Below are 10,811 nucleotides of genomic sequence, written 5' to 3'. Positions count from 1 at the left end.
GGGTTTAAAAAAGATGACCCCTGTTCAATTCAGAGATCATCTTCTTAGAGCTGCCTAGACTTTTTTATAGCGTCCTTTACAAAGGGTACATTTTAAAATGCGTATCGCCCCTTCTTTATTGTTCAGGATGAGGGATGCTGTTGTAATTGAAACTTTTGCCGCTAAGGCAATATCTTTTATCGTGACCAAGGCATGCCCTCCTGTAGAATGTCAGACTTTGTCATATTATTTTAAATTTTAACACGTGGATTCGCTATAGAAAAGAAAAAGGCTATCCCAAAAATCCAACAAAAGGGGGACAGCCCGTTTATGCGTCATGCCGCTCATCTTCAGCATTATCACCTTCCCGGCACTCGCAAATGAATCCCTTCACCTGTTAAGGCTGCAGCTACTTCGAACAGCCCTTCTGATAAAGTAGGATGCGGATGCATCATCTTTGCCAGTTCTTCCACCGTGCCTTCCAAGGAAATGAAGGCCGATGCCTCTGAGATCATCTCCGTTGCATGAGGACCTACCATTACCACACCGAGAATTTCCCCATATCTTTCGTCGGCCATCACCTTGATGAAGCCCTCTGTTTGCCCTGCCGCAATCGCGATTGCATTGTTTCGCAACGGAAAACTCATCTTTTTTACACGGTAACCTAACTGTTCCGCTTCTTTTTCACTGTATCCTACGCTAGCCACCTGGGGAAATGTATAGATACATCGCGGCACCGCCCGGTAATTGACGATCTCTTCTGCTCCTGAAGCATTTTTCGCAGCAACGATGCCCTCGGCAATGGCCACATGTGCCAGCATCCTCCCCCCAATCACATCGCCAACAGCGTAAATATGCGGAAGACTTGTCTCCATGCGCTCATTCACGCGAATAAAGGCACCATCCATCTCCACACCTAATCGCTCAAGCCCGCCAAGATTGGCTTTTCTTCCTACCGAAACTACCACTTGATCGACGGCTAACTCCTCCATCTCTCCTTTCGGGGTCTTCACTACCACGATCTTGTGCTCGTGATTCTGGGCGAGTGACATCACCTGGTGATCCGTTAACACCCGAATCCCCTTTTTCTTTAAAGCTTGGAGGAGGGCAACGGAGGCATCCGAGTCTTCCGTCGGGATAATACGTTCAGCTAGTTCAATCACGGTAACTTCCACATTTAATAGAGCAAAAATGCAGGCAAATTCCACCCCAATGACCCCGCCGCCAATGATTGCCAACGATTTGGGAACGTCCTCAATCTGAAAAATGCTGTCACTACTGTGAACAAACACCTGATCAAGACCCGGGATTGGCGGGATGATTGGCTTTGATCCGGTGGCCAAAATGACCCTTTCCGCCTTCAGTTGCTGCACGCCGGAAGGGCCATTCACGATAATTGCTCCGTCCGGATCCACCGTGGCATATCCCTGGTAAAACGACACCTGGTCGGCTTTCAACAGGGAAGCAATTCCATTGCGCAGCCCTTTCACAATTTGATCTTTGCGCTTCACCATCTGTTCAAAAGAGAAAGAAACCTCACCGACCTCGATTCCCCACTCTTTCGCCCTGCCGATTTGTTCCAGCATTTCTGCATGGCTCAGCCACGTCTTCGATGGCACACATCCGCGGTTCAAACACGTTCCCCCTAGTTCGTCTGCTTCAATAAGTGCCACCCTGCGTCCTGACTTTGCTGCCTGGAGGGCTGCAACATAGCCCCCAGGCCCTCCGCCAACAACAGCAATATCAAACCTGTCCATCCTTCACTCCTCCTTAAGCCAGCATGACGAGAGGATTTTCCAAAATCTCTTTTTAACTCCGTCAAGAAAGCGGCTGCTGGCGCTCCATCAATAACTACCATCTTCTCGGCAAGCGGCGTAATCATTGGTTCCCTGACTGCTTGGCGAAAAGATCTTCAATATCCATCCGCTGAATTCTCCCATTCGGTCCAGTCACGCTGGTTTCTTGTAAATCCAGTCGGTGATCCCGCGCCATCCATCGCGATGCCGGCGTGGCTCGGACGGCTGTAATCGATGGCACAGTCTTCCGAACCAGGATCCAAAGCCTCGTCGGGTTGTCCGATGTAAGCAATTACCGAGTGAGCTTCAATATTAATTTTATCCGTCATAATTCCGATTAGAACTTCACCAGCTTTTCGGGTTCTCCCTTTTCTATCAACCAGCGAATAATCGTGAAACAGCAATATCTATACTCTCAAAATCTTCATTTACCACCACCACCTGATAGTTGACAAGCTCTTCTCTAATATTTGAATGAAATTTTGAAGATTCTGCTCTTTATGCATGGACACAACACTGATAAAATGGAAGAAGCATACTAAGGAAGGTGACTCATGATCAAGTTTGAAGATTTTTACAGCCAATTTAAAGCGGCGCAAACCGTGGAAGAAAAGAAACATCTGGGCTCGGTGCTACGCGCTCAAGGATATGCCTTTATCAACCAATGGTTGCGGAGCATTGAAGAAGAATTAAAAGAGATGGGTGAAGAGCAATTTGAGGAGACCTTCGAGCTTCTTATCAAAGGAGAAGAGATCCTTTCCGCGCCGGAAAAACACAGCCCCCTTTGGAAAGGATTCTGGGAAGAATTAAAGATGATTTATCACATAAAACGCTCCGTCTTTGAGCGGGTCCAAGGGGAAGAACGTTCAGGGGAATGGCAAGTTGTGATCGATAACCCTTTATCTATAGAAGGATTGACGACACATGCCTTTTTGTCATCGTTTAAGGTAGCTGCCTATTATTACGCCAAATATCGCAAAGGTCTAGACAAACGTGAGTGGATCACCCTCCAGCGGATCAACACCGTGCTTCTCGAACGGGGTGAGGAACCTCTGGCGATTCGTGATAACGGAAGAAATTTACGTTATTCCTAAAGCTCCATCTAAAAAAGACGAAATAGCGGAAATTTATTCCGTTATCTCGTCCATCACCCTGTTTGAAATCGTTTGCAGGCTACAATAGAGGAACTTTTTTCCGTTATTTCCCCATTCTCAGTTCACTAAAAAGGAATAACTGAAAAAAGTTCCTCTATTTGGGATGCAGGCGGTCTCTAGTGCTGCGATTTGCCCCAAAAACTAGAGATAACGGAACCAGTGTCCGCTATTCCCGCCAAATAAAATTAGGGCGCCAACTAGGCACCCTATATTTCCACCCGAAACCGATCGACCAGTTGCTCATTCAATTCAATACCCAATCCCGGGCGATCCGGAACGTAAATCATTCCATCTCTGACTTCGATCGAACCTAACGATAACTCACTGCGCAGCGGATTATCGTCGACGGTTAATTCGAACAGATTGATATTGGCCAGACTCACCCCGAAGTGAAGGTTTGCAGCCAAGGAAACGGCGCCTGCTGAAAAATGGGGAATACACTCCTTGCCAAAAGTTGAGGCAAGAATCCCAATTTTCCGTGCTTCGGAAATGCCGCCAGACCAAATCACATCGGTCTGCACGATATCGACCGCATCCTGCACGATCAAATCCCGCAGTCCAAACCTAGTATATTCGGTCTCATAGCCTGCAATCGGGATATCACAGTCCCGCGCCAGTTTAATACTTCCCTGCACATCATCCGAGGATAAGGGCTCCTCAAAAAACAGGATGTCATACTTTTCAATCGCTCTGGCAAAGCGTAAGGCAGTCGAGTAATCCCAGGCATTATTGGCGTCGACGGCCAATTTCACCTCAGGACCAAGCGCTTCGCGAGCCACACGTACACGTTCCACGTCGACCGCCAGCGACTCTCCGCCAACCTTCATCTTTGCTGCCCGGAAACCTTGCGAACGATAGCCTTCCATTTCTCTCGCTAGGCCGTCAAGCCCTTTGCCTTCTTGGTAGTATCCTGCACTGGCATAAGCCACCAAGGAATCTTTCACACCGCCAAGTAGCTTACAAACGGGTAGTCCCGCTTTTTTTCCTAGAATATCCCACAGGGCAATATCAATCGCACTCATCGCAGCCAGCACAATGCCTCTCCGTCCAACTCGGAAGGTTGTACGGTACATCTTCTGCCATAGGCCTTCAATCTGTGTAGGATCCTCACCGATTAGAAGCGGCTTCAGGATTTCCTCGACGATTATCGCCGTCGATTTTAGGGAACCTAGGGCAAACCCCTCGCCGATTCCTGTAATCCCTTCATCGGTCGTAATCTTCACCAAGTAGACATCCCGAGTGGGAATCCCAGACAACCCGTCACGCGGGGGATTCTTCGGTAAATAAGAAAGCAAAATCGATTCAATTCCGCTTATTTTCACCTTGACTTCCCCCCTTTACGCCATTTTTCCAAACACAGCGCCCCCGTCGATATAAAGCGGAGAGCCCATCATGAATTTCGATTCATCGGAAGCAAGGAACACTGCTGCCAAGGCTACATCTTCCGGTCTGCCAAGCTCGCCACCAAGTTGTCTCTTGCGAATCGTATTCAAAGCCTCTTCCGGGTCGTCGTAGGAGTTTTTCAAATAGTTTTCCACAAAAGGAGTTAAGATCGTCCCCGGCAACAAGGCATTTACCCGAATGTTATACGGTGCATAATCGACCTGCATCGATTTGGTCAAAGCGAGAACCGCACCTTTGGTTGCGGAATAAACGGATCTTTTCATCAGCCCAATTTCTGCGATACACGAAGACATATTGATAATGTTTCCTTCTTTTCTCTCCATCATATGTGGGAGAACAGCCTTACTCGCTAAAAAGACCCCTTTAATATTGACGTTAACCACCTTGTCCCATAGCTCTTCGCTCGTTTCATGGACGGCGCCCACACCTGAGATCCCCGCATTGTTGAACAGAACGTCCACTTTTCCATAGGCGTCAAGCGCCGTCTGAACTAACTGCTCTGCTTGCGCAGCAACCGTAATATCAGCCTTTACAAACAAGGCCTGCCCACCGTGCTGCTTGATCTCTTCCACCGTTTTATTCCCATTCTCCTCGGAAACATCATTGACAATAACCTTGGCCCCTTCTTTAGCAAATAGCAATGCCGCAGCGCGACCAATCCCGGAACCGGAACCGGTAATCATGGTTACTTTGTCCTTTAGTCTCATCCTCTTCTTCTCTCCCTCATCTTCTAGAATCAATCTATATGCAGCCCAGTTTGGCATTCACCAAACTACGCGTACATCTTTTCCCGAAGATTCTTGACCTCTTCACTTGCCAAATATTCATCATAAGGCATCATCTTATCGATGAGTCCATTTGGGGTAATCTCCATGATCCGGTTGGCAACGGTTTGCACAAACTGATGGTCATGGGAGACAAATAAAGCAGACCCTTCAAATTCAATCATCCCATTATTTAACGAGGTAATCGACTCCAAATCCAAATGGTTCGTCGGTTCATCCAATAGGAGCACATTTGCCCCGGTAAGCATCATCTTGGAAAGCATGCAGCGCACCTTTTCTCCCCCAGATAGTACACTCGCCTTTTTGAGCGACTCATCACCAGAGAAGAGCATCCGACCGAGGAAGCCACGCACGAAGGTCTCGTCGGGATCCTTGGAATATTGGCGCAGCCATTCCACCAAAGAAAGGTCAACGCCATCGAAATACTTTGCATTATCCTTTGGGAAATAAGCCTGCGTTGTCGTTACACCCCAAGCATACTCACCGGCATCTGCTTCCAACTCACCCATCAAAATTTTAAAGAGCGTAGTTTTGGCCAGCCCGTTCGGTCCAACCAGGGCAATCTTATCCCCTTTATTGACAACGAAGCTCAAATCATCAAGAATTTTTTCTCCATCAATCGTTTTAGATAGGCGGTCGACCGTCAAAATCTGCTTCCCAGCTTCCCTCTCAGATTTGAAGTTAATGTATGGATATTTCCGCGAGGAAGGCTTAATATCGTCCAGGGTCAACTTCTCCAATTGCTTCTTTCGAGACGTTGCCTGCTTCGCCTTGGAAGCGTTGGAGCTAAATCTAGCAATAAACTTCTCCAGTTCTTTTCTCTTTTCTTCTACTTTCTTATTTTGATCCTTCGCCATTTGTAAAGCTAACTGACTAGATTCATACCAAAAATCATAGTTCCCCACATAAAGCTGAATTTTTCCAAAATCAATATCAGCAATATGTGTACAGACCTGATTCAGGAAGTGACGATCGTGGGAAACAACGATTACCGTGGTATTTTCATCAATGTTTAGCAGGAAATTCTCCAGCCATACGATGGATTCCGCATCCAAGTGGTTGGTCGGCTCATCGAGCAAAAGATTGTTTGGACGGCCGAACAACGCCTGGGCAAGTAATACACGAACCTTTTCATTTCCGCTTAAGTCTTTCATTTTCTTCGTATGAAGCTCTTTTGCGATTCCTAGACCCATTAATAACTCGGCAGCTTCCGCTTCTGCTTCCCAACCGTTTAATTCGGCAAAGTCACCTTCTAATTCCGCCGCCCGCATGCCGTCATCTTCAGTAAAATCAGCCTTGGCATATAGCGCATCTTTTTCTTTCATAATGTTATATAATTTCTGGTGACCCATTATCACCGTTTCTAGTACGTCGAATTCATCAAATTCATAATGGTTCTGCTTTAATACAGCAAGACGCTCCCCAGGGGGGATCATTACCTCACCCTTGTTCGGTTCAATCTCCCCTGATAAAATCTTCAAAAAGGTGGATTTCCCCGCACCGTTTGCCCCAATTAATCCATAGCAATTTCCCGGGGTGAATTTAATTTGCACATCTTCAAAAAGTGCACGCTTTCCATAACGTAAAGTAATTCCGTTTGTACTGATCATTTTATGTTCCTTTCTAAGTCAAATCCTATTTGTATAGTTTAGCATTTAATAGCCCAATTTCAAAACCTTGGCATTCGATCCGAAGCTTCTTGACATCTTTCAAATCAACATAGACTGGTACCGGATTTTCAACATTGGAAGCAACATCGGTCTTAAATAAAAGCTTGTCATCGCCATAAACATGGATAATCCCAGCCTGACCTGCTTTTGACTGACTCCAAATCGATTCCGGAGCCAATAAAGCCTCAAATTTGCTATATTCGCCATCTAGTAGATAGACATTATCCATGGAGCCTTTGATGTAGTTCCCCTTCTCATCCTTTGTGCCAAATTTATAGCCTTGGCTGAATTCCTCGTTTTGGTTCGTGACAAAGCTTGTGATTCTTTTTACATTTTCAAGCTTTGAATCTTCCGCTTTCAGCTCCCCTAAAAATACAGGCCTGTTTTCTGGCATCTTCCCAACATAAATCGATTCCGTCGCGCCTTCCCAGGTTACTTCTTTCCCTAGTGATTCGGAAAGGAAACGCAAAGGAACGTAAGTCGTGTTGTTATATATAAACCCTTGGTTATCCGCAGGAGCCTCTTTTTGTTCCCCATCAAAATAGTACTTTATATCTTTGAAGTCCACATTAATCGTTGCAGAAGCGGCATAAGCAACGCCGGAAAAGAGAATAGCCCCTACTACAACGCCGCTGATAAACTGTTTCATCATCATTCCCCCTATTAGCCTACTTTAGATATTCTACCACAAAATCGCTAGAAACTTTTCTTAAATATACGAACAAGTCGTGATGGTTTCATTTGGCGCTTTTCTTAGAAAATTTTCATAAAATATACAGTAAGGATCTTGGAACGGAGGGCCTGGAAATGGAACCTAGTATTCAGGAATGGATTGACACTCTGAATCAACATGGGGAAGCGGAAAAAGCACATCGTGCCAATCAAGCAAAAAAGAAATTAAATCTTCCCTACAAAATCCTCGGCGTTGGGAATAATCGGATCGTTTATGAATGGAATGAAAAATATATCCTTAAGGTCGCGATTTCCAAAAAAGGAATCAGACAAATTTCCAATGAAACGAGGCTATTTACCTGCGCTACCGATGAGTTAAGAAAATACCTTGCACCAGTTACCGAATCTGGTCCCGGCTGGCTGCTGATGAAAAAGATGGTGACTCCCATCCCTACAACAAAGAAAAGCCTGCGGGAAGTTCTCCGAATCATCCTTACCTTTGAGCAAGCCAATATCTGTCCTAAAGATATCCTAGGTAAAAATGAGCCAAAATGGTCCAATTTTGCCTTGGACCAAGAGGGGGAATTGGTCATTATTGACTATGGCGGGTTTTATCCAACCGCAGATAAAAGTTTATCCCCTGAATCAACTGCTGAATCTCTCTTTCACGACGAATCCAAAGACGCTGGGCCTCCTGCAAAGTAATTTTATAGAACCAAAGCTGTTCTCCAGGCCTCACCTGAGCAAGAAGCGGCAAATCTACTGTGGCAATATGCGCGAGTTTGGGATACCCGCCTGTTGTTGCCCGGTCCGCCATTAAAACGATCGGATTCCCATCTGATGAAATCTGGACCGTCCCCATGGTCACCGCCTCGGAAATTAATTCACGCTGTTCGTGAACAGCCATCTTGGGTCCTGTTAACCTATATCCCATCCGATCCGATTGGCTGCTTACCGTAAAAGGGGCAGAGAAAAAATTCGCCTGGGCCTCGCGGGTGAACCATTCATATTCCCCGCCTTCCATCACGCGAATGGTTGGATTCTTTCGGTATAGAGGGAGCAAGTTCTTCGAGATACGCCACGCTGAATAGGTAAAGGGCAGATCGTTCTGCACACCCGAGTCAAACCAATTAGAAGATGAACGGAAATTGAGTACATCACCCGCTTTTAAGGCCCTTCCCTGAAATCCGCCAATACCCGCCCGCAAAAAGGTTGAACGGCTATTCATCACCGGATCAATCGCGTATCCACCTGCTATGGCAAGATAAGCCCTTGCCCCCACCTCACTAGGAGAAAATTTCAAGATGCTCCCTTTTCTTACCCAGACAGGACGCCACGTTGGAACAGGAATCCCCTCCATAGAAGGAGAAAAATCAGCGCCACAAATGGCGATCAAGGCATCCTTTTCAAATCGAATGACTGGCCCAATCAAGGTGATTTCTAGCGTTGCCTCCCCTTGCTCATTGCCGACAAGCAAATTGGCCATCCGGTGCGCGAAGGAGTCCATTGCTCCGCTAACCATCACGCCAATTCTTTGGTATCCGTACCGGCCCAAGTCCTGTACCGTTGTAAGTAAACCTGGCCGTAAAATCGTTAGACTCATCCCATTGCTCCTTCTTAATCCATCCAGAATTTAAACTCATCCTCGGAAATTTGGCAAAAACGAATGATATCACCCGCTTGCAATAAGCTGGGTTCTTCCATGTTGGGACGAAACAGGCTAAGCGGTGTTCTCCCAATTAACTGCCACCCGCCCGGCGTCGCAATGGGATAAATCCCCGTCTGCTGTCCGGCAATCCCGACTGATCCGGCAGGAATCACTAGACGCGGAGAACTCCTTCTGGGCGCGGCAATCTTTTCTGACAAGCCTCCAAGATAGGGAAATCCAGGGGAAAATCCGATCATATAAACCAAATACCGCCCTTCACAATGAATACGAATCACTTCATCGCTGCTCAAGCCATTATGCTGTGCGACAAACTCCAGATCGGGTCCCAATTCGCCACCATAACAAACGGGAATCTCCACAAACCTTGCGGCCGTTTCTTCTTGCTCTGGTAACGCAGTTAATATCGTTTCCACCGTCTCACAGACATGATCGTAAGGCAAACGGGAATCGTTTTCCTGTATCCAGAGTCCGGGGTCATAATATACCGTCACCGTGGTAAAAGCCGGCACACATTCAATCAACCCGGGAAAAGGGTGTTCATGGAGATGGGCAGTAAATGTTTTGATAAATCGATGGGTTTCTGGATCTATCGTGTTTCCGAAAGAAACGATCACTGCCTGATCCCCCAACGGCTTTAGTTGATACCTCACCTTTAATCCCCCTATGATTCGTTCACGCGTAAAATGATTTTTCCAACATTCGCATTCGATTCCATGTAGGCATGTGCCTTCGCCACATCCTCCCAGTCAAATACGGTATCGATGATAGGACGCATTCTTCCATCGGAAAAGCGAGGCAGGGCAAAATCTGCAAACTCCTTCGTTAAGCGAATCTTGTCTTCTGGGCTTCGGGAACGTAACGCTGTGCCGATAATCTGCAATCTTCTCGACAACACCTGGGACAAGTTCAGTTCACCCACCTTAGCTCCTCCCATCGTCCCAATGATGATCAATCGGCCATCCATGGCTAAAGACTTCAGGTTATCCACAAAATAAGGTTCGCCGATGAAATCAAAAATAATATCGACTCCCTCCTGCTTGGTTTCTTCCCGAATCCAAGGCAGAAATGACCCATTATGATAATTCCATCCGGAAACAGCGCCAAGCTCGAGACACCGCTCAATTTTTTCCTGGGAGCCAGCTGTCACCCAAGACCCTGCACCCGCCTCACGAATCAGCTGAATAGCGGCAGTACCGACCCCGCTTGCTCCGGCATGGACGAGCACTTTTTGGTTGGCGTGCAGGTTTCCAAGCCAAAACAGATTAAGGTAAGCAGTCAAGAAGACCTCAGGAATCGCCGCCCCCTCTTCGAAGCTCAAATTTTCTGGAATGCGCATGGCCATCCCCGCAGGAATAGAAACCAGTTCAGCATACCCGCCTCCAGGAAGTAAGGAACACACCCGATCCCCTACTTTCCAGCCTTGCACCCCATTGCCCACTTTCACAACAACGCCTGCCATCTCTAAGCCTAGGATCTCTGAAGCACCTTTAGGCGGCGGATACATTCCTCTTCGTTGCAGCAGATCTGCCCGATTCAATGCCGTAGCGCGAACACGAACCAATAAATCCTGTTCATCGATCACTGGGTCTGATGTATTACCCAAACTCAGCACTTCTGTCCCGCCAAATCCGTTCATTAAGACTGCTTTCAACGTGATCACTCCTCGTGCTTTTTGCTATATT

At 46.8% G+C, this 10,811-nt stretch carries 12 protein-coding genes; 2 read left to right on the top strand and 10 right to left on the bottom strand.

Annotation, left to right across the window (positions count from 1 at the left end):
- Positions 1–54 precede the first annotated feature (54 nt).
- The 3 genes from J2Z37_RS18150 to J2Z37_RS26170 all read right to left on the bottom strand — a co-directional run bounded on the left by J2Z37_RS18150 (position 55) and on the right by J2Z37_RS26170 (position 1,971).
- Entirely contained in the window at positions 55–189 is a 135-nt protein-coding gene (locus J2Z37_RS18150; RefSeq protein WP_209811713.1) for a LacI family DNA-binding transcriptional regulator, read from the bottom strand.
- Positions 190–338: 149 nt separating this feature from the next.
- Positions 339–1,736, bottom strand: coding sequence for a dihydrolipoyl dehydrogenase (lpdA, locus tag J2Z37_RS18145; RefSeq protein ID WP_209811712.1), 1,398 nt, complete (start codon positions 1,734–1,736; stop codon positions 339–341).
- A gap of 121 nt (positions 1,737–1,857) precedes the next feature.
- Entirely contained in the window at positions 1,858–1,971 is a 114-nt protein-coding gene (locus J2Z37_RS26170; RefSeq protein ID WP_425340339.1) for an E3 binding domain-containing protein, read from the bottom strand.
- Between the two features lie 358 nt (positions 1,972–2,329).
- On the opposite strand from J2Z37_RS26170, the gene J2Z37_RS18135 reads away from it, so the two are divergent.
- Entirely contained in the window at positions 2,330–2,869 is a 540-nt protein-coding gene (locus J2Z37_RS18135) for a hypothetical protein (protein WP_209811710.1), read from the top strand.
- A gap of 266 nt (positions 2,870–3,135) precedes the next feature.
- On the opposite strand, the gene J2Z37_RS18130 is transcribed toward J2Z37_RS18135, so the two are convergent.
- The 4 genes from J2Z37_RS18130 to J2Z37_RS18115 all read right to left on the bottom strand — a co-directional run bounded on the left by J2Z37_RS18130 (position 3,136) and on the right by J2Z37_RS18115 (position 7,437).
- Complete coding sequence (locus tag J2Z37_RS18130) at positions 3,136–4,251, bottom strand: mandelate racemase/muconate lactonizing enzyme family protein (protein ID WP_209811709.1); 1,116 nt, start codon at positions 4,249–4,251, stop codon at positions 3,136–3,138.
- Between the two features lie 15 nt (positions 4,252–4,266).
- Entirely contained in the window at positions 4,267–5,040 is a 774-nt protein-coding gene (locus J2Z37_RS18125; RefSeq protein ID WP_209811708.1) for an SDR family NAD(P)-dependent oxidoreductase, read from the bottom strand.
- A 65-nt stretch (positions 5,041–5,105) separates the two neighbouring features.
- Positions 5,106–6,728: an ABC-F family ATP-binding cassette domain-containing protein gene (locus J2Z37_RS18120; protein WP_209811707.1), complete on the bottom strand. Its 1,623-nt coding sequence runs from the start codon at positions 6,726–6,728 to the stop codon at positions 5,106–5,108.
- Positions 6,729–6,753: 25 nt separating this feature from the next.
- A complete protein-coding gene (locus J2Z37_RS18115; RefSeq protein ID WP_209811706.1) occupies positions 6,754–7,437 on the bottom strand; it encodes a stalk domain-containing protein in 684 nt (227 codons plus the stop codon).
- A 158-nt stretch (positions 7,438–7,595) separates the two neighbouring features.
- Here J2Z37_RS18115 and J2Z37_RS18110 point away from each other — a divergent pair, with 158 nt between their 5' ends.
- Positions 7,596–8,165 carry a hypothetical protein gene (locus J2Z37_RS18110; RefSeq protein WP_209811705.1) on the top strand — a complete coding sequence of 190 codons (570 nt, stop codon included), beginning with the start codon at positions 7,596–7,598 and terminating at the stop codon, positions 8,163–8,165.
- Here the strand turns inward: J2Z37_RS18110 and J2Z37_RS18105 are convergent.
- From J2Z37_RS18105 to J2Z37_RS18095, 3 genes are read right to left on the bottom strand one after another with little or no spacing between them, the layout of a single operon-like run.
- On the bottom strand, positions 8,053–9,063 hold the full coding sequence (locus J2Z37_RS18105) for a 5-oxoprolinase subunit C family protein (protein WP_209811704.1): 1,011 nt from the start codon (positions 9,061–9,063) through the stop codon (positions 8,053–8,055). The genes J2Z37_RS18110 and J2Z37_RS18105 overlap by 113 nt on opposite strands.
- Positions 9,064–9,077: 14 nt before the next feature.
- Positions 9,078–9,779, bottom strand: coding sequence for a 5-oxoprolinase subunit PxpB (gene pxpB / locus J2Z37_RS18100; protein WP_209811703.1), 702 nt, complete (start codon positions 9,777–9,779; stop codon positions 9,078–9,080).
- Positions 9,780–9,790: 11 nt separating this feature from the next.
- A complete protein-coding gene (locus J2Z37_RS18095; RefSeq protein ID WP_209811702.1) occupies positions 9,791–10,780 on the bottom strand; it encodes an NAD(P)H-quinone oxidoreductase in 990 nt (329 codons plus the stop codon).
- Between the last annotated feature and the right edge of the window lie 31 nt (positions 10,781–10,811).

Source organism: Ammoniphilus resinae, assembly GCF_017873965.1.
In the GTDB taxonomy this organism is placed as follows: Bacteria; Bacillota; Bacilli; order Aneurinibacillales; family RAOX-1; genus Ammoniphilus_A; species Ammoniphilus_A resinae.
The sequence above is the reverse complement of the archived record's forward strand: the minus strand, read 5'-3'. Positions and strand labels throughout refer to the sequence as shown.

What these genes read in the sequence shown, in the direction of transcription:
- lpdA (WP_209811712.1), bottom strand. Translation starts at nt 1,736, where the DNA reads ATGGACAGGTTTGATATTGCTGTTGTTGGCGGAGGGCCTGGGGGCTAT.
- J2Z37_RS26170 (WP_425340339.1), bottom strand. Translation starts at nt 1,971, where the DNA reads ATGGCGCGGGATCACCGACTGGATTTACAAGAAACCAGCGTGACTGGA.
- J2Z37_RS18135 (WP_209811710.1), top strand. Translation starts at nt 2,330, where the DNA reads ATGATCAAGTTTGAAGATTTTTACAGCCAATTTAAAGCGGCGCAAACC.
- J2Z37_RS18125 (WP_209811708.1), bottom strand. Translation starts at nt 5,040, where the DNA reads ATGAGACTAAAGGACAAAGTAACCATGATTACCGGTTCCGGTTCCGGG.
- J2Z37_RS18120 (WP_209811707.1), bottom strand. Translation starts at nt 6,728, where the DNA reads ATGATCAGTACAAACGGAATTACTTTACGTTATGGAAAGCGTGCACTT.
- J2Z37_RS18115 (WP_209811706.1), bottom strand. Translation starts at nt 7,437, where the DNA reads ATGAAACAGTTTATCAGCGGCGTTGTAGTAGGGGCTATTCTCTTTTCC.
- J2Z37_RS18110 (WP_209811705.1), top strand. Translation starts at nt 7,596, where the DNA reads ATGGAACCTAGTATTCAGGAATGGATTGACACTCTGAATCAACATGGG.
- J2Z37_RS18105 (WP_209811704.1), bottom strand. Translation starts at nt 9,063, where the DNA reads ATGAGTCTAACGATTTTACGGCCAGGTTTACTTACAACGGTACAGGAC.